The 17,648-nt window shown below is 71.7% G+C and carries 15 protein-coding genes; 5 read left to right on the forward strand and 10 right to left on the reverse strand.

Annotated features, from left to right (window positions below):
- Positions 1-24 precede the first annotated feature (24 nt).
- From M8542_RS38520 to M8542_RS38530, 3 genes are all read right to left on the reverse strand, one after another.
- The gene (locus tag M8542_RS38520) at positions 25-3,213 is read right to left on the reverse strand and encodes a DUF6531 domain-containing protein (protein ID WP_257925294.1); all 3,189 of its coding nucleotides are present in this window, start codon (positions 3,211-3,213) and stop codon (positions 25-27) included.
- A gap of 2 nt (positions 3,214-3,215) precedes the next feature.
- Positions 3,216-3,995: a phytanoyl-CoA dioxygenase family protein gene (locus M8542_RS38525; RefSeq protein ID WP_257925295.1), complete on the reverse strand. Its 780-nt coding sequence runs from the start codon at positions 3,993-3,995 to the stop codon at positions 3,216-3,218.
- Between the two features lie 77 nt (positions 3,996-4,072).
- Positions 4,073-4,900: an SDR family oxidoreductase gene (locus M8542_RS38530; RefSeq protein WP_257925296.1), complete on the reverse strand. Its 828-nt coding sequence runs from the start codon at positions 4,898-4,900 to the stop codon at positions 4,073-4,075.
- Positions 4,901-5,058: 158 nt separating this feature from the next.
- On the opposite strand from M8542_RS38530, the gene M8542_RS38535 reads away from it, so the two are divergent.
- A complete protein-coding gene (locus M8542_RS38535) occupies positions 5,059-5,814 on the forward strand; it encodes an AraC family transcriptional regulator (protein WP_257925297.1) in 756 nt (251 codons plus the stop codon).
- Positions 5,815-5,851: 37 nt separating this feature from the next.
- Here the strand turns inward: M8542_RS38535 and M8542_RS38540 are convergent, their stop codons facing one another.
- The 5 genes from M8542_RS38540 to M8542_RS38560 form a co-directional block, all read right to left on the reverse strand.
- Positions 5,852-7,396 carry an FAD-binding oxidoreductase gene (locus M8542_RS38540; protein WP_257925298.1) on the reverse strand — a complete coding sequence of 515 codons (1,545 nt, stop codon included), beginning with the start codon at positions 7,394-7,396 and terminating at the stop codon, positions 5,852-5,854.
- 90 nt (positions 7,397-7,486) lie between these two features.
- Positions 7,487-8,683, reverse strand: coding sequence for a cytochrome P450 family protein (locus M8542_RS38545; protein WP_257925299.1), 1,197 nt, complete (start codon positions 8,681-8,683; stop codon positions 7,487-7,489).
- A gap of 110 nt (positions 8,684-8,793) precedes the next feature.
- A complete protein-coding gene (fgd, locus tag M8542_RS38550; RefSeq protein WP_257925300.1) occupies positions 8,794-9,798 on the reverse strand; it encodes a glucose-6-phosphate dehydrogenase (coenzyme-F420) in 1,005 nt (334 codons plus the stop codon).
- 69 nt (positions 9,799-9,867) lie between these two features.
- On the reverse strand, positions 9,868-10,617 hold the full coding sequence (locus M8542_RS38555; protein WP_257925301.1) for an alpha/beta hydrolase family protein: 750 nt from the start codon (positions 10,615-10,617) through the stop codon (positions 9,868-9,870).
- Between the two features lie 73 nt (positions 10,618-10,690).
- Positions 10,691-11,512, reverse strand: a complete 822-nt coding sequence (locus tag M8542_RS38560; RefSeq protein ID WP_257925302.1) for an LLM class flavin-dependent oxidoreductase — start codon at positions 11,510-11,512, stop codon at positions 10,691-10,693.
- A gap of 446 nt (positions 11,513-11,958) precedes the next feature.
- Between M8542_RS38560 and M8542_RS38565 the strand changes: the two genes are divergently transcribed.
- Together M8542_RS38565 and infA are read left to right on the forward strand one after the other, a co-directional pair.
- Entirely contained in the window at positions 11,959-12,708 is a 750-nt protein-coding gene (locus tag M8542_RS38565; RefSeq protein WP_257925303.1) for a GNAT family N-acetyltransferase, read from the forward strand.
- Positions 12,705-12,926: a translation initiation factor IF-1 gene (infA, locus tag M8542_RS38570; protein ID WP_257925304.1), complete on the forward strand. Its 222-nt coding sequence runs from the start codon at positions 12,705-12,707 to the stop codon at positions 12,924-12,926. Before M8542_RS38565 ends, infA begins: the two co-directional genes overlap by 4 nt.
- Before the next feature lie 114 nt (positions 12,927-13,040).
- Here infA and M8542_RS38575 read toward each other — a convergent pair whose 3' ends face one another.
- Positions 13,041-13,193: a hypothetical protein gene (locus tag M8542_RS38575; RefSeq protein ID WP_257925305.1), complete on the reverse strand. Its 153-nt coding sequence runs from the start codon at positions 13,191-13,193 to the stop codon at positions 13,041-13,043.
- An 843-nt stretch (positions 13,194-14,036) separates the two neighbouring features.
- Between M8542_RS38575 and M8542_RS38580 the strand changes: the two genes are divergently transcribed.
- Positions 14,037-15,248, forward strand: a complete 1,212-nt coding sequence (locus M8542_RS38580; protein ID WP_257925306.1) for a response regulator transcription factor — start codon at positions 14,037-14,039, stop codon at positions 15,246-15,248.
- Positions 15,249-15,252: 4 nt separating this feature from the next.
- Here the strand turns inward: M8542_RS38580 and M8542_RS38585 are convergent, their stop codons facing one another.
- Entirely contained in the window at positions 15,253-16,065 is an 813-nt protein-coding gene (locus M8542_RS38585) for an SDR family oxidoreductase (RefSeq protein WP_257925307.1), read from the reverse strand.
- 229 nt (positions 16,066-16,294) lie between these two features.
- Between M8542_RS38585 and M8542_RS38590 the strand changes: the two genes are divergently transcribed.
- The gene (locus M8542_RS38590) at positions 16,295-17,416 is read left to right on the forward strand and encodes a questin oxidase family protein (protein WP_257925308.1); all 1,122 of its coding nucleotides are present in this window, start codon (positions 16,295-16,297) and stop codon (positions 17,414-17,416) included.
- The last annotated feature ends 232 nt before the right edge of the window (positions 17,417-17,648 follow it).

Raw genomic sequence — 17,648 nt, forward strand, 5'->3', positions numbered from 1 at the left:
GCTCGCACCCGGCCGGCTCCGTGCTCATCGGTCGCCGCGGGCGCGGACCGGTGCGGGTACCACCGGTCCTTCGGCGCCGTCCGCCAGCAGGCGGGTGTCGACCGCGTCCACGCCCACCCGGAACGGCAGGTGCAGCACCGACCCGATCCACTCGTCCACCGCCCGCGTCCACGCCGCCGACGGCTCCGGGAGACCCAGCGGGTCCGCGGTCGCCGGCGCCGGGGCGTCCGTGTGCGGGTTCGGGGCCGGGGTCTGGCCCAGCGGGTCCGGGCCCAGGTACGTGCCCGTCTCCGGGTCGTAGTACCGGATGCCGTCGTGGTGCAGGCCCGTTTCCTCGTCGCGGTACTGACCCGGCCGCCGCAGCGGCGTGGTCGCCCGGTCGCGGAGCCACGTGCTCCGGCCCAGCCACGTGCGCTGCTGGTACCCCGCGACCGCCCCGTCGGCCGAGACCAGCTCGGCCGGCGTGCCGGTCACGTCCGGGACCAGCGCGAGGAACTCCGGCGCTGCCGAACCGGTCTGCGTGACCTGCGCGACGGGGACGCCGTCCCGGTGCGCCCAGGTCGTGACCGTCCGGCGGTCGCCGACGACGTCCTCCTGCTCGACGAGGACTTCGCCGTCCCACGCGTACCGCGTCTCCCGCAGCACCTCACCGTCGGCCGACTGGTGCCGCTTGCCCGTGCGGCGGCCGATCGGGTCGTAGGTGTAGTACCACTTGCTCCCGTCCGGCAGGGTCGCGGAGTACAGCCTGCTCTCCGCGTCCCAGCTGTAGCGCCAGGCGTCCTCCTCACCCGTCCGCGACACCACGCGCCCGGAGGCGTCGTAGCTGTAGCGGACCTTCCCGGCCTGGGTGGTGAGGGTTCCGTTCAGCTCCCGGGGCCCTTGCGCGGACGTCTCGGCGCCCGGCCAGCCGGCGTGGACGAGGTTGCCGGCGGTGTCGTAGCCGTACTCCTCCGCCCAGCCTTCGCCGATGACGGCCGTGACCCGGCCCGCGGCGTCGAACCGGTACGTCCGGTCGCCGGTGAGCAGGTCCGCCACGGCCGTGACGGTCCCTTCCGGGCCGTAGGTGTACGCGCGCCGCTGGAGCTGCTGCCCCGACGCGCTGGTCAGGCCCTGGGCCACGAGCCGGCCGAGCTCGTCCCAGTCCTGCGTGAGGACGGTCCCGCCGGGTAGCTCCCGCCGGGTTTCCCGGCCCGCGGCGTCGTGGCCGAACCGCAGTTCCCGGCCGCCGGCGGTCACCGAAGCGAGCATTCCGGTGGCGTCGTAGGTCCAGGCGACGGTGGCCCCGGACGGCGTGACGCGGCTCGTGACCCGCCCGGCCGCGTCGTAGGTCTTGGTGACTTCGCGGTCGTGACACCGGTCGGTGACCACGCGGCCGAGCGCGTCGCGGACGAGGACCAGCTCCGCGTCGTCGTTCTTCGCCAGCACGAGCCGGCCCATCGGGTCGTGCTCGAACGTCGCCACCGTGCCGTCCGCGGTGTGGTACCACGACAGCTTGTTCAGCGGGCTGTAGGCGAACGACGCCTCGTGCCCGCTCGGAATCACCCGGTGCACGAGCTGGCTCGCGGCGTCGTACCAGTATTGGGTGGTGGACCCGTTGTAGTCGGTCTGCGCGCTCAGCCGGCCGGCGGAGTCGATCTCGTACCGCCACGCCATTCCCGCGTGCGTCACCGCCACGAGCCGGCGGCTGTCGTCGTACTCCAGCTCGCTGCGGGCGCCACCCGGCCACTCGACCGACACGAGCTGGTCGAACGGCCCGTAGGCGTAGGACGTGACCGCGCCGGTGGCCGACGTCCGGCGCACCAGGTTCGCTTCGCCGTCCCAGGCCCAGGCTTCGGCCGAGCCGTCCGGCCGCGTCCGGGACACCGGCAGGCCGTCGGCCGTCCACGCGTAGGTCGTCGTCCCGCCGGCCGAGCTCGTGACGCGCACGACCCGGCCCAGCCCGTCCCGCTCGTACCGGAGCGTTTCGCCGGTCGGCTTCGTGACGGCCACGGGCAACCCGGCGGCGTCGCACTCCACCGCGGTGACCGCGCCGTCGGGGGTGACCACCTCGGCGAGGTGCCCGCTGCTGTCGTAGCCGTTCTTGCGCACCGAGCCGTCGGGCGCGGTCAGTTCGGTGCGGTTGCCGGTCTTGTCGAACGCCTGCAGCCAGACGTTCCCGTCGGGCCCGGTGATCCGGACCGGGAGGTTGGCCTCGTCGACCTCGACCCGGGTCTCGCGCTCGGCCGGGTCGATCACCGAGACGAGGTTGCCGCGCTCGTCGTAGGCGTAGCGCGTGACCTTGCCGAGGAAGTCGGCGCGCAGCGTGACGCGGCCGCGTTCGTCGTGCTCGGTCCGCGCGATCTTCCCGATCGGGTCGGTGACTTCGGCGATCCGGCCGGCCTCGGTGAGCGCCCAGATGCTGACCGCGCCGTCAACGGTGGTCCAGCGGGTGCGGCCGGGCTCGTGGGAGAACGTGCCGAAGACGCCGCCGCCGGCGCTTTCCACGCGGACGCACCGGCCTTCGGCGTCGAAGGCGTACTGGTAGGCGCGACCGGTGCGGTCGGTCCAGCCGGTCACCCGGCGCTCGCTGTCGTAGGTGAAGCGCCGGGCCTGTCCCGACGCGTCGAAGACGGCCGACAGGTTGCCGGCGTCGTCGTATTCGTAGCGGCGCAAGAGGATGTCGTCCGCGCCGTCGCGACCGGCGACGGCGAACGCGGTGACGTGCTCACCGGTGACCGTGACCAGGACGCGATAACCACCCGAGTGGACGATGGCGGCCGGGCGGCCGGCGTCGTCGTGCTCGAAGGTGATCTCGTGCCCGGCGCGGTCGGTGACCGACACCAGCGGCAGCACGCCGTCCTCGTGGCCCGGCCGGTGGTCGAACTTCCAGGTGAGGCCACGCTGCGGATCGCTGACGACGTAGGAACCGTCCGCGTTGCGCGCCAGTGGCCGGACCGGGCCGGTCACGGGAAGGACGGCCGGGTCGCCGGCGCCGACCGGCGGCGCCCACTTGAGGGCTTCCCCGTCGAACTTCCCGTAGATCCGGTCGGCGGTCACCCGCAGGCGCTGGTCGAGGGTCGAGTGCCAGGACTGCCCGAACCACCGGCCGTTGCGCGTGAACGAGCTGTGGTCGCGCTCGAACACCAGGGGCAGGACGCCGGGCAGCGTGACATCGGTCTCGGCCAGCACGACGGCGCCGCTCGTCACGTCGACGAGATCGTTGATGTCCACCATCACTACGGCACCAGCCCTCGCAGCGGCGCGTAGTCGTGCCAAGCGTCCTGCAAGGCGTCACGCCACTTCGCCTCGTGCTCGTGGTGACGCAGTCTGAAGTAGACAGTCCGCCGGACGGACTCGCCGGTGTTGTTGCCGCCGTTGTGCCCGAGCAGGTAGTGCTTCAGCAGCATGTCGCCCGGCTTGCCGCGCACCATGTCCCGCTCCGGCAGCTCGACGTTCGGGTACGTCGTGAAGGCGTCGGGGCCTCGGTCGCGGAAGAGCTTCGCGTGCTGGCGGTGGGTACCCGGCCACACGAACAGGTTGCCCTGGTCGTCGGTCGACTGGTCGGTGAGGAAGAACCCGGCGAGCATGGTGAACGTCCACGGCGGGTCGTCCGGCTTGCGGCCCTTGCCGCCGTCGATGTGCGGCTTTTCGCGAGCGTCCTTGAAGGGCGGGTAGGTCAGCGCGGTCTGCACCGACTCGGGGAACTCGATCGTGCCCGGGCCGGTGAGGCTTTCGGCGAGCGAGAACGCCGCGGTGTCCCGCAGCAGCGACGCGAGAACCGGGGCGTCCTCCAGCTGCTGGAACTTGTAGACCACCCCGACGTGCCCCGGTGCCGGGGGCCGCGCGGCCAGCTGTTCGTCGACCGCCGCGTTCGCCGCGTCGATCATGTCCTGCGGCACCACGTCCGGGATCACGATGTAGCCGCGCTCGGCGAACTCTTCCCGCTGTGCGCGGGTCAGTTCGCGAGGCACGTTCAACGTCGCACTCCTCGGCACGACTTCGGTCGGCTCAGCCACGAAATCTGCCACCCACCCTTCTGTCCCGTCTCCGGTCTCGGATACCGGCTGATGCTAGGTCTCGTGTGGAGGGATCCCTATCCCTCGCCCTGACAGTTGAAGTCCGCCGCGTGGTCCTCCGCCCACCGCCGGAACGTCCGGGCCGGCGTCCCGGTGACGTCCTCGACCGTCGACGTCACCACGCAGGGTTCGTTCATCAGCTGGGAAACCGTGCGGACGAGGAACTCCGGCCACGGCGGCTCGACGTCGTCCGGCGACACCTCGACGAGGTCGACCGCCCGGCCGAGCACGGCGCCGATCGTCTCGATGTGCTCCTGCTGCGTCAGCGCCGCCGGCCCGGTCAGCCAGTACGCCTGCTCCTCGTGCCCGGCGGTGGCCAGCGCGGCGGCCGCGACGTCGGCGATGTCGCGCTCGTGGATCGACGCGGTTCGCAGCTGCAGGAAGGGAATCCGCACGGTGTCCCCGGCCCGGACGGCCGGCGCGAAGGCGAGCTGCTTGCTCGCGAAGGTGGTGGGCCGCAGGAAGGTCCACGCCATCCCCGACTCCCGCAACGCGTTCTCCACCGCCGAGTGCATCCGCGCGCTCCGGCTGTGCTGCATCGCCGGCTCGGCCACCGCGGCCGACGAGAGCAGCACCACGTGCGCCACCCCGGCCGCGCGGGCCGCGCCGACGAACTCGTCGACGCTTTCCGGGCTGGCGTAGAGGAAAACCTTCTCGACGCCCTCGAGCGCGGCCGGCAGCGTCGCCGGCTCGTCGAGGTCGAGCCGGACCACCTCCACCGCGTCCGGCAGCAGGCCGGGCTTCGGCGTCCGGCTGGAGCCGCGGACCGGCACCCCGGCCGACAGCAGCCCGGTCACCACATGACTGCCGACGCTGCCGTACGCGCCGACGACCAGAACGGACATGACATCTCCCATCGGTTCGGACAAAACGTGACAAAACGTCCGGCGGCTCCGGGTGCCGCTGGGCCATCCGCGCCAACGGGTCCCGTCCCGGCCTCCCGCGTGGCACCATTCCGCTCCGGGGGCGATGACAGTGCCGCGTGGGGGAAGACGGGGGACCGGTGAGCGAGTCGAGCGAGCGTGCGGTGCTGCGGGCCGTCGTGCTGATGCGCGACCACCTGGGTGATCCGCTGACGATGGACGACCTCGCGCGTTCGGTGATGTTCAGCCGGTTCCACTTCACCCGGGTCTTCCAGCGGGTCACCGGCCTGGCCCCGAGCCGGTTCCTCTCGGCGATGCGCCTGCACCGCGCGAAACAGCTGCTGAGCACGACGGAGCTCACCATCGCGCACATCTGCGCCCACGTCGGCTACAGCAGCGTCGGCACCTTCAGCTCCCGGTTCTCGCGCCGGGTCGGCATGTCCCCCACCGACTTCCGGCACCTCGCGACGTCGCCGCGGCCGCCGTCACCGGCCCGGCTGTCCGGCCGCGTGTGGACACGCGACGACGTCCCGTTGCTCATCTACGTGGGCCTCTTCGCCGACTGCGCCCCGCACGACCGCCCGGCCCGCTGCACGGTGCTCGACGGCTCCGGCCGGTACGAGCTGGACGGCGTGCCCGAAGGCACGTGGCGGCTCGTCGTCCAAGCCGTCCCGGCCGGCCAGGACCGGGGTGCCGGCGCCGCGGCGGGGTACGTCCGCACCCTGGGCCCGATCACGGTGAGCCGGGGCGCCGAGATCCGGACGGACCTCGAACTCGAGCCGGCCTGCGCCCTCGACCCGCCGTTGCACCGCGCCCTGGTGGCGGTGCGCGAGCACGCGCTCAGCGCGCTGACCGTCGAGCTCACCGGCGCCGAACCCCCGCTCGCCACCTGCTGAGGCCGGCCGGCGAAGGCTCGCCGGCCGGCCCGGGGCATCAGCCGATGCCCCGCGCGAAGCGGAAGAACCCGTGCGGGTCGTAGGCCCGCTTGACGCGCACCAGCCGCGGGTAGTTCTCGGCGTAGTAGGCGGTGCGCCAGTCCTGGATGGCCGGGTCCATGTAGTTCTGGTAGCTCTCGCGCAGGGAATGCCGGTCCAGCACCGCGAACCCGTCCGCGAGCCAGCTCTCGCACGCCGCCGTGTCGTCGGGGGTGTAGGTGAGGTCGGGCAGCTGCGCGGTGACCCCGGCCAGCAGCTTCGTGGTCCGGTGCACGTACGCGGTGTCCGTACGGCCCTTCTCGTTCGCCGCGCCACCGAGGGCCTCGAAGTACAGCAAGCGGGACTGCTTGTCGCGGAAGTGCGTCGGATCGGCCAGGACCGTCAGCAGGGCGTCGACGTCCGCGCGCGGCACCGCCGCGTCGAACATCCGCGACCGGGTGCGGTAGTAGTTGTAGCGGCCCAGCTGCGCCTCGGGCGTCGTGCCGGCGCGGTGGCACTGCTCGGTGGTGAGCGTGGCGCAGCCGTAGATCTGCATCATCGCGTCGTGCACCGTGCTCTCCCCGACCGCCCGCTGGGACGGCGCCGCGCCGACCGCCGCGACGAACTCGTCGATGTGGGTGTTGAGCTCGTCCGCGGTGCTGTACCAGGTGCCCGAAACGACGATGACCGTGTCGGAGTTGGGCGGGTTCGTCGGGCGCACCAGCGTCAGCAGGACCGAAGACAGGTCGTTGGGCGCGTTCAGCATCCACTGCTGCCAGTTCTCGATCACCTTGCCCGCGTCGGCGCCCAGCCACATCAGCCGGTAGCCGATCAAGGTGTTGCGCTGCACCGGCTCGAGCGTGTAGCTGGTGACGACGCCGTAGTTGCCGCCGCCGTTGCCGCGCAGCGCCCAGTACAGGTCCGGGTTCTCGCGGGCCGAGGCCCGCACGACGCGGCGGTTCGCCAGCACCACCTCGGCCGAGACCAGCCGGTCGCAGGCCATGCCGAACTTGCGGGTCTGGTGCCCGATGCCACCGCCCTGGATGAACCCGCCGGCGCCCACCGTCGGGCAGAGCCCGCCGGCCAGCGCCATCCCGTGCGGGGTCAGCGCGTTCAGCGCGTCGACCATCTGGGTGCCCGCGCCGATGGTGACGTGGGTGCCGTCGGTGGTCACCTGGTTCATCCGGGACACGTCCAGGACCATGCCGTCGGTCGTGGAGTAGCCGCCGAAGCTGTGCCCGCCGCTGCGGGGCACGGTGTGCACGGCGTTGTCCTGGGCGAAGGACAGGACGGTCTGGACGTCTCTCGCGCTTTCGCAGTACGCGACGGCCGACGGCGCGGTGCTGTCGTACATGCCGAGCGACTGCATGCGAGCCGACGCGTAGGCCGCCGTGTCCGACGGCAGGACGAGGTCGCCGTCGAGGTGACAGCGGAGCGAGTTCCAATCGATGCCGCGGCCCCGGCGGACGGTGCTGCCGGCGGCGGAGCCGGCCGACCCCGAGAGGGCCGTCACCGCGCCGACCGCCGAAGCGGCGGCGAAGCCCAGAACGGTGCGACGAGTCAAGTTTCCGGTCACTGTGAAGCCCCCAGTATCAGAGATAAGGTGCTGCGATTCTTCTGGATTGCTGTGTTCGCGCGCATCTTCCGGTGTGCCCTACTGACCCAGCCGCACCGGCAGGGACTCCAAGCCGTGCATCAGCGTGCTCGCCCGCCAGCGGAGCGTGTCCGGATCCGCCGAGAGGCGCAGCGCCGGGAAGCGGGCGAGCAGGGCGCCGATCGCGATCTCCGCTTCCAGCCGGGCGAGCGGCGCGCCGACGCAGTGGTGGATCCCGTGGCCGAACGCGAGGTGGCCGGCCGCCGGCCGGGTGACGTCCAGCCGGTCGGGGTCCGGGAAGCGCTCCGGGTCGCGGTTCGCGCCCAGCAGGGAGATCAGGACGTACTCGCCGGCCGGGATCGTCACGTCCCCGATTTCGACGGGTTCGGCGGTGATGCGCAGGGTCGCCAGGTGCAGCGGGCCGTCGAAGCGCAGGAACTCCTCCACCGCGGCCGGCAGCAGCGCGGGGTCCGCGCGCACGGCCGCCAGCTGCGCGGGTTCGCGCAGGAGGGCGAGGACGCCGTTGCCGATCAGGTTGACCGTGGTCTCGTGCCCGGCGACGAGCAGCAGGAACGCCATCGCGACGAGCTCGATCTCCGACAGCGAGTCGCCTTCGTCGCTGGCGTGCACCAGGTCGGACAGCATGTCTTCACTGGGGTGCTCGCGTTTCTCGGCGATCAGCGAGCAGAGGTAGGTGTACATCAGCTGCGACGACTCCCGGACCTCTTCCGCCGGGCCCGAGGAGACCACGACCCCGGACCAGACCGAGAACTCGGCGCGGTCGGCCTCGCGCACGCCGAGCAGCTCGCAGATGACGGTGATCGGCAGCGGCCCGGCGAACGTCGCCAGCAGGTCGGTTTCGCGGGCCCCGGCCAGCGCGTCGAGCAGCCCGGCGGTGATCTCCTCGATCCGCGACCGCAGCCGGGCCACCGCGGCGGGCGTGAACGCCTTGTTGATCAGCCTGCGCAGCCGCGTGTGGTCGGGCGGGTCCATGTTCAGCATGTGCGCGCCGAGCGCGGCCGAGAAACCGCCCCGCTCGCCGGTGCTGCTGCGGCCCGCCGGCGCGCTGTTCTTGCTCAGCCGCGGGTCGGTCAGCAGCTGCCGCACGTCCGCGTACCGGCTGACCACCCACACGAGCTGCCCGCGCGGCGACCGGACGAGGCTGACCGGCCCCTGCCGGCGCAGCAGCGCCTCCACCTCGTGCGACCGCTGGACGAAGTCGTCGTCCAGCTCGGTCAGTTGCTTTGCCTGCCCCATCTGCGCACCCCCGGATACGCTCTCGACGGGTCGTCGCCCAGCGCGGCGGCCCGGTGGTGAGGGTTCGGGCCCGCACCACCCCGCCGGGGCCGGCGGGGTGGTCGCGAGGCTCAGGCGAGGTCGCGCAGACCCGGCAGGACCTGCTCGGCGAACGTCTTGAGGAACCGCTCCTGGTCGTGCCCGGGGCCGTGGAAGACCAGGTGGTCGAACCCCGCGTCGACGTACTGCTTGATCTGCGCGATCGCGTCGTCCGGCGTGGAGGCCACGATCCAGCGCTTGGCGACCTGCTCGATGGGCAGCGCGTCGGCGGCCTTCTCCATCTCCACCGGGTCCTCGAAGCCGGCCTTCTGCTCCGGCGAGAGCGACAGCGGCGCCCAGAACCGGCAGTTCTCCAGCGCCTGGGCCGGGTCCGGGTCGTAGGAGAGCTTGATCTCGATCATCTTGTCGATCGCCGACGGCGCCCGGCCTTCCTGCTCGGCGCCCGTCGCGACGGCCGGCAGCAGCTTCTCGGTGTAGAGGTCCATACCTTTGCCGCTGGTGCAGATGAAGCCGTCACCCTTGCGGCCGACGTACTTGGCCATCACGGGACCGCCGGCGGCCAGGTAGATCGGGACGGGCGTCGCGGGCCGGTCGTAGATGGACACGCTGGTGGTCTGGTAGTACTCGCCCTCGAAGGTGACGCGGTCCTCGGTCCACAACCGGCGGATGAGGTCCACAGCTTCGCGCAGCCGGGCGAACCGCTCCTTGAAGTCGGGCCAGGTGATGCGCGCGACCGCGACCTCGTTGAGGGCCTCGCCGCTGCCGATGCCGAGCGCGATCCGGCCCGGGTACAGCAGCCCGAGGGTGCCGAACGCGTGCGCCACGACGGCCGGGTTGTACCGGAAGGTGGCGGTCAGCACGCTGGTGCCGAGCTGCACCCGCTCGGTGCGCTCCCCCACCGCGCTCAGCCAGGACAGCGAGAACGGCGAGTGGCCGCCGTCGTGCCGCCACGGCTGCAGGTGGTCGCTGATCCAGACGCTGTCCAGGCCGTGGGCTTCCGCGCTGACGGCGTACTCGACGAGCTCACGCGGCGCGAACTGCTCGGCCGACGCCTTGTATCCGATCTTCAATGCCATTCCCCAGTAGTAGGCCGCGCCCGGCGGCATCCGGATCCCCCGGCCTGACGGTTGGCGGCGCGTGCCGCCTCAGGCGGGAGCGGTCAAGTGCCTCCCGAAGAAGCGGGCCGCGCTCTCGACCTCGAAGCGGGGGACGTCGTGGTGCTTGCCCGCGTTGGCGTGCAACGTCTTCTCCGCCGAGGCGAACGCGTCGAACAGCTCCAGGCCGGCTTCGCGGTCGATGTCCTCGTCGTCCCACTGCAGGACGAACTCGATCGGGATCGTGATCTGCCTCGCCTGCTCCGCGACGACGTCGGGCCAGTGCAGGCCGAAGACCGCCGCGGTGATCCGGGGCTCGGTCGCCACCAGCGGGATGCCGATCGCGGTGCCCAGGTTGATGCCGAAGTACCCCACCGGCCCGTCCGCGCCGATCTCGGGCAGCTGCTGGAGCGCGTCCAGCGTCGCCTTCCACTCGGGCACCGCTCGGTCGGCCAGGTAGGCGCTGTAGCGGCGGGCGGCGGGGCCTTCCGGCTCGCCCGCGTCCCGCGCCGCCCGCAACGCGGTGACCTCGCGCTCGTCGTGCGCCGTGCGCGGCCGGTCGCCGTGCCCCGGCGCGTCGATGACCGCGACGTGGACGCCGCAGGCCGTCGCGAACCGGCGGGCCCGGCCCGCCATCGCGGGGTGCCGCTTGTGGTTGCCGCCGCCGTGCCCCATCAGCACCAGGGGCGCCCGGCCGGCGCCCGCCGGCGACCAGAGCACGCCGGGCACCTCGCCGACGACGAAGTCGCGCTCGAGGACACCGTCGGTCGAAGACTCGGCGGTGAACCGCAGAGACTGCATGGCTTGTTGCCTTTCCCTCGAAGACCGCTCCACCGCGGCTCCCTTGCTCGGGGAGCCGCGGTGGCCGGAGTGCCTAGCCCAGCAGCTCGAGCACGGGCGCGAACTGCTCGGCGAACAGGGCGTTGAGGGTGAAGCAGTTGATGCCGAGGGTCTCGCGGCGACGCTGCAGCTCGTCGGCCATCTCCCGCGGGCTGCCGCGGAGGATGCCCAGCGAGTCGTGCGCGATGAGCGTCTTCATGTCGGTCTTCAGCAGCCGCGGGACCCACGGGGGCGCGTCCTCGCCGATGACGAAGATCGGCGAGATGAACTCGAGCTCGTCGCGCCGGTCCCCGGCCATCTCCCGCATGCTCTCGACCAGCCCGGCGATGTGCTCCCGGGTGGCGAGCGGGCTCGCGGCGACCGTGACCCGGTCGGCCTTGGCCGCGGCCAGGGCCCGGGCCTTCGGGCCACCGGCGGCGATGAGCACCGGCGTGTGCAGGTCGTCCCCGTCGAGGGCGCGCAGCTCGTCGATCGTCTGCTCCACCTGCGACAGGCGCTCCGCGGGCGAGGTCGCCTCGATGCCGAGCAGCTTCACCGCGTCCTCGAGCACGAACGGCCGGCCCGTACCGATGCCCAGCTCGAACCGGCCACCGCTGAGCAGCGACAGGGTGTGGGAGTCCCAGGCCGCCATGCGCGGGTGGCGCAGCGGGCTGGCCGCCACCCACGTGCCCACGCGCAGCGTCGTGGTCGCCCCGGCCGCGATGGCGAGGGCCGGGAACGGAGACGTCGCCGTCAGCACGTCGGCGGAGAGCAGGCTGCTGTACCCCAGGTCTTCGGCCTGCCGGGCTATGCCCCGCCACTGCTTCTCGTCCGTCGGCTCCGCAATGACGGCGAACTTGAACGCCTTATCGGTCATGGATGAGACCTTGTCCTTTCGTAGAGCGGACCCCGGCGGGCGCCGGCGCCACCAACCCCCTCGAACGGGCGGTGCGGACACCGGACCCGGAGCTCGGATCGGCTCCGGCGCGTACCCGTGGCGGAAACCCTTTCGGCCGCGTCAGCAGGTTAAAAGCGGCCGCGGCGCTCCGGGATCCCTCAGCCTGGTAGCCGCCCGAACCCGGTGGTGGCAGCGGAAACGGGTGTTTGCGCGTGACCACGCTCCGCTGCTAACGTCGTTCCCGACCGTGAACGCGTTCGAGGAGGTGAGTCCCGTGAGCACAACCACCCATGGGTGCTCCCCCCGCCCTTCACGGTCCGGCGGCTGAAGTTCGGCGTCGCCGGGAGCGCCTGAGAGCGAGGCACTCCTGGAAGGAGACTCCGATAAACACAGAGCCCCTCATCCCCCGTCTGGGCGAGCACGCGGTGGCGATCACGCGCGTCGCGGACAGGCACTGGCACGCCCTCGACGACGACCTGGTGGTCGGCCGCGGGTACGCCGAGCACCGGCCGGACGGCCGGCTGTACGTCAGCATCGACGCCTGGCGCGAAGCCACTTTCGACCGGCTCGCCGAGGCCATGCTCCCCGAGCTCCCCGCACCCCTGCACACGGTGGTCGACGAAGGCGACGTCGACCTCATCGCCTGCTGGGAACGGGCCGGGTTCACCGTCCGGCGCCGGGAGTGGGAGTACCGCGTGCCGACCGACCCGGCGCGCACCGGGCTCGGCGACGTCCGGCCGCCTTCGGGCGTCACGATCGTGCCCGCCGGGCAGGCCGACGAAGACCTGCTGCGGGCGGTGGACCGCGCGATCCGCGAAGAGGTCGAGGCGAGCGTCGGGTGGCACTCGATGCCGGCGGAAGTGATCGCCCGCCCCGAAGACGACACCATCGTCGACCCGGCGAAGTACGCCGCGGCCGCGTCGGCGGACGGCTACCTCGGCCTGATCAGGGTGGTGACGGTGAACCGGCCGCGCATCGGGCTGCTCGCGGTCCGCGCCGCCGAGCGGCGCCGCGGCATCGGGCGGGCGTTGCCGGCACACGCGCTGGGGACGCTGCACCAGGCCGGGCACGCCGAAGCCTGGGCCGAAGTGCAGGAACAGAACCACCCCGCCGCGACGTTGGTCAAGGGTGCCGGGGCCCACCCGGCCGGCAGCAACCTGGAGCTGGTGAGATGAGGACCCGCAAGGGAATCGAAGTCGAGGGCAAGGTCGTCGAAGCCCTCCGCGCCGGCATGTTCACGGTGGAGCTCGACAACGGCCACCGGGTGCTCGCGCACATCAGCGGCAAGATCCGCCAGAACTTCATCAAGATCTACCTGGAAGACCGGGTGCTGGTGGAGCTCACCCCGTACGACCTGTCGCGCGGGCGGATCGTGTTCCGCTACCGGAACTAGCCCGCGGCCGGGGCGGTTCGGGGTCCGGGGTGGCGAAGCCCCCGGCCCTCGCTCGGCACAGCCGGCCCCGGGCCCCGGTCACGGCGCTGCGCCCGGCCGGGGGCCGGGCCGCCGCTATTCTGCGTCGTCGAGCAGCCACAGTCCGTCGATGTCGACCTCGACGTTCGGCGCGAAAAGAACCCGGTGCCGCCGTTCGGCGCCGCTCGGAGTAACCGGCAGGCCGTACATGTAAAAAGCAGGTAACGCGCAGCAGGCGAATTCCGCCACCCCATTCGGAGTATTCGACTGGAGCAATGCGGCGAGCCGGGCCCACCGACGGTATAGGTCACTCAGCCAGGAGCCCACTGTTCTTTCCTTTACTTTCCGAATCGAGGTGCCCGCCGACGGCTCGCACCCGGGCCGGCGGCCGGTGGGTCGCCGGGGGCCGGCGACGGCGCGGATCACCCGGCAGGGGCTCACCCACGCGAGCCAGGCCCGGTCCGTCCCCTCCCCGGACGGCAGGTCGCCGGCCGGCCCGCGCCACCGGAGCGGGGCACGGCCACCGGCGTCCGGGTCCCGGCCACCGGCACCCCCGCGCCGACCCGTTGAGCTGCGGTGACACCGCACGTGGGCCGGACGCCGGCGACGCCTGCTTTGGGCGTTATCGTCGCAACCCCGCGAGGGCGGCGGCAACTACCCGAGCTGACAGTGTCCGAACCCCGGCCCGCAGCCATCCGATGAGCCGGGTGTGATCGACGTCCGGTGTTTTTCGCCCGGTTGGCGGTTTCGACGGTGTACCCCACCGAGGGTCATCACCTATTCGGATTATTGCCCGGTGTCGGCACCCCGTCTAACTCAAGGGAAATCAATGTCGACCACACGACTCTGCGTCACCTTGACATAGCTCAACGATGAGGTATCGTCGGTCACGACTGGGGTGACCATGGAAATTCGGCACAATCTCTTTGGGATTGTTTTATGAATCGGGCCGGGGCAGAAGACTGCCTCTGTCCGATACCTTAAATGTGCCTTAAGAATTCTGGGGGTTCGATGGGCATTATGGAGCTCAACGAGTCATGCTTTTCAAACCATAATTGCATAAACATCGAAATCCTGCACACGGCCGGTTCGGTGTGGCTGGAAGGGGACGTCGCCGCCGCCGTCTCGCTGGCCGAGGCAGCGGCGGTGACGAGGTGCCGGCAGGGCAGCGCACACTGCACCGCGCTGGCGAGCCTGCAGCTGGCGCTGCTGCTGACCAACCTCCGGCGGATCGACGAGGCGCGGCACGCGGTGTGCCGGGCCGCCTCGATCGCCGACGACCCGGCCATCAACGCGGTGACGTCGCTGGTCAGGGCCAAGATCGCGCTCTGCGAAGGACGCATCGACGAGGCCGCCGACCTGTGCGACGCGGGCATGGTCGTGACCAGCGACCCGCGGCTCGCGTCGTGGGCCTCGGTCGGGAACATGGTCCGAGCGGTCATCGCGATGCGCCGCGGTGAGCTCGCCGCGATGATCCACCACGCCAACCAGCTCAAGGAAGACGTGCTCTTCGGCCGGGACGTGCTCTTCGGCCGCAAGACCTTTCCCTGGGACTCGCCGGCGTGGCTCGTCGTCCAGATCATCGAGGCGGAAAAGGGCTGGGAGGTCGCGGTGCCACTCGCCCGCGGCTTGCTCGAATCCGATTCCTCGAGCCGGGGCCTGCTGCTGGCCGAGCCGACCGCGGGGTCGTTCCTCGTCCGGATCCTGCTGCGGGCCGACGACCGGGAGACCGCCGAGCGCAGCCGCCGGTGCGCGGTCACGCTCGCCGCGGAGAACCCGGAGATCCCGGCCATCGCGGCCGCCGCGCTGCACCTCGAAGCGTTGCTGGACCGGGACGTCAGCCTGCTGCAGCAGGCCGCCGCCGCCGACTGCGACGCCTGGACCCGCGCTTCGGCGAACGAGGACATCGGCGACCTGCTCTCCGAGGAGTCCGGCGAGTTCCAGGTGGCGTGCGCGCACTACGAGACGGCCATGCGCTCGTACGCGGACGCGGGCTCGCCTCGTGACTCGTCCCGCGTCCGCAGCAAACTCCGGCGGCACGACACCTCCATGGCCGCGAAGCGGTTCTGGCCGCGGAGCCGGATCCCGGTGCTGACCGACACCGAGTACGCGGTGGCCGAGCTGGTGGCCGGTGGGCTCACCAACGCCGAGGTCGCCGGCAAGATGTTCCTCTCCCGCCACACCGTCGCCTTCCACCTCCGCAAGATCTTCCAGAAGCTGGGCGCCAAGTCGCGCATCGAGCTCGCGGTCATGTGGAAGCAGCTGGTGGGGCGGGAAAGCCTCGACGTGGCCGGTCAGTACTAGCTGATCAGCTGAACTCCTTCACGTGGTCTTCGGCCCACTGCCGGAAGGAGCGGGCCGGTGCGCCGGTGACGTCCTCGACCGCGGACGTCACCACGCACGGGGCCTTCATGAGCTCGGTCATGGTCCGGACGAAGGACGGCGAGAGCTTCGGCTCGCAGTCGTCCTCCGCCAGCTCGACGACGTCGATCGACCGGCCGAGCACCGCGCCGATCGCGTCGATGTACTCCTGCTGGGCCAGGGCCTGTGGCCCGGTCAGCCAGTACGCCTGCCCTTCGTGGCCCGCGCCGGCCAGGGCGCGGACCGCGACGTCGGCGATGTCGCGCTCGTGGATCGAGGCGGTGCAGACCCGCGGGAACGGGATCCGCAGCACCTCACCGGCGCGGATCGCCGGCGCCCAGCGGAGCTGCAGGCCGGCGAAGGTGGTCGGGCGCAGGAACGTCCACGCGAGGCCGGACTCCCGCACCGCCGTCTCCACCGCCGCGTGCAGCTTCGCGCTCGCGCTGTGCCGGGCGGCGGGCTCGACCACGGCGGCCGAAGAGAGCAGCACGATGTGGTCTACACCAGCCGCACGCGCCGCGCGGGCGAACTCGGCCAGGCCGTCCGGATTGGCGTAGAGGAAGACTTTTCGCACGCCGTCGAGCACGGCGGGCCACGTTTCCGGTTCGGCCGCGTCGAACCGGCTGATTTCGACGCCGTCCGGCACCGCCCCGGGTCTCGGTCTCCGGCTGGTGCCGCGGACCGGGATTCCCGCGGACAACAGACCTTCCACCACTTGGCTGCCGACCGTGCCGTACGCGCCGATGACAAGAACGGACATGATTCTCCCCGGGGGTTGACGTGACGGCGAATCGGACAAATCGCCGGCCACTCACAGTGCCCTCGGGACGCGTCCCAGCCATCCCCCACCCTGACAAGGCATCGGTAAAAAGTCGGCAAAGCGATCAACCCGGGCCACTACCAACGTCGGGGATAGTGCGGGCCTCCCGCCGGACCTACTGTCCGGAAAGGGTGAACACCAGTCCGGCAATCTGCTTGGAGAACCCCGAATGAGTGACAACGAGTCGGTCCTGATGGAGGCCTACGAGCGGTTCCACGCCACGGGACCGGAGTGGGGTGGCCACCATCTCAGCAACCACGGGCCGATGGCCGTCGAAGCCATGATCCGGCACGGACACGGCGACACCGTCCACCGGTGGATCGACAACTACACGAAGCGCCTGGAGGAACCGCCGCGCGGCTTCGACCCGGTGACCGAGGAAGACTGGCAAGAGCGCCTCGGCGACCTGAAGCACGTGGCGGACTGGACGACGTACCTGCACCGCGAGGTCGCCGAGCTGCCCTGGCGGGAAGTGCTGGCGAAGTGGTGGCCGCGGCTGATGCCCGGCATCTCCGGCGGCACGGCGCACGGCGCGATCCGGGTCGGGCACGTGATCCACGCGCTGCTGGCGGCCGAAGCGGGACCGGGGCCGGTGGACGTCAAGCCGTACGTGACCGAGCTGGCCGACTCGCTGGGCTACTGGGCGGCGTGCTTCACGCCGGTGGCCGGCGACCCGACCCGCCGCGCCGGCTCGCTGAAGCCGGCCGAAGCCCTGGCCGGCGTGCCGTCGGTGCCGGACCAGCAGAAGGGCGTCCCGTACCGGCTGAGCCAGCTCCCGACCACCGAAGGGTGGCAGACGGCGCTCGGCGGCCTGCGGGACGCCGACGACCCCGAGCAGGTGCCCGGGGTGCTGACCCAGCTGATCGACGCCACGGTGCTGCGTTACCTGAGCTACGGCCACGGCCACGCGGTGATGCTGGTCCACGCGTCGACGGCGCCGACGGCCGTGATGCGCACGCTGCCCGCCCTGCCGCGTGAGCTGTGGATCCCGAGCCTGGACTCGGCCTGGCAGGCGACGGCGGCCCTGACGGCGGCGTGCACGCCCCCGGACGCGGCGGAGCGCGAGAACCTCGGCCCCCACCTCAACGGTCCCTCGACGATCGAGGACACCATGGCACTGGCGATCGACCAGGGCGACGAGCACGTGATCAAGTTCGCGGACACCGCGACCGAGACGTTCACGCGCACCGGCGAGCGGGACGCGCTGGCGGCGGCGAGCCGCTGCGCGGAGCTGATCACCCTGACCGAGGAAGCGGGCCGCGCGAAGTTCGACGGCCGCCAGGACAAGTAGCCACGGCGGCCGGGTCGGCGACGCTCACCGTCTGCATCCTCGCCGACAGCCGCGACCCGGCTCGCCGACGCCTGCCGACGGCAGCACCCGGGCGTCGAGGTCCGCGGCCGCGACGCCGGGGCGGCCGACGTCGCCCTGACGCGCGGGCCCGCCACGACCACCTCGGGTGCGCCGAGCCGCGCGAAGTTCGACGGCCGCCAGGACAAGTAGCCACCCCGCACGCCGAAAGCCC

This window comes from Amycolatopsis iheyensis (genome assembly GCF_024703995.1).
Taxonomy (GTDB): Bacteria; Actinomycetota; Actinomycetes; order Mycobacteriales; family Pseudonocardiaceae; genus Amycolatopsis; species Amycolatopsis iheyensis.

Coding starts and splice junctions, on each gene's coding strand:
- M8542_RS38585 (WP_257925307.1), bottom strand. CDS start 16,065: ATGTCCGTTCTTGTCATCGGCGCGTACGGCACGGTCGGCAGCCAAGTG.
- M8542_RS38555 (WP_257925301.1), bottom strand. CDS start 10,617: ATGCAGTCTCTGCGGTTCACCGCCGAGTCTTCGACCGACGGTGTCCTC.
- M8542_RS38560 (WP_257925302.1), bottom strand. CDS start 11,512: ATGACCGATAAGGCGTTCAAGTTCGCCGTCATTGCGGAGCCGACGGAC.
- M8542_RS38520 (WP_257925294.1), bottom strand. CDS start 3,213: ATGGTGGACATCAACGATCTCGTCGACGTGACGAGCGGCGCCGTCGTG.
- M8542_RS38590 (WP_257925308.1), top strand. CDS start 16,295: ATGAGTGACAACGAGTCGGTCCTGATGGAGGCCTACGAGCGGTTCCAC.
- infA (WP_257925304.1), top strand. CDS start 12,705: ATGAGGACCCGCAAGGGAATCGAAGTCGAGGGCAAGGTCGTCGAAGCC.
- M8542_RS38530 (WP_257925296.1), bottom strand. CDS start 4,900: ATGTCCGTTCTGGTCGTCGGCGCGTACGGCAGCGTCGGCAGTCATGTG.
- M8542_RS38545 (WP_257925299.1), bottom strand. CDS start 8,683: ATGGGGCAGGCAAAGCAACTGACCGAGCTGGACGACGACTTCGTCCAG.
- fgd (WP_257925300.1), bottom strand. CDS start 9,798: ATGGCATTGAAGATCGGATACAAGGCGTCGGCCGAGCAGTTCGCGCCG.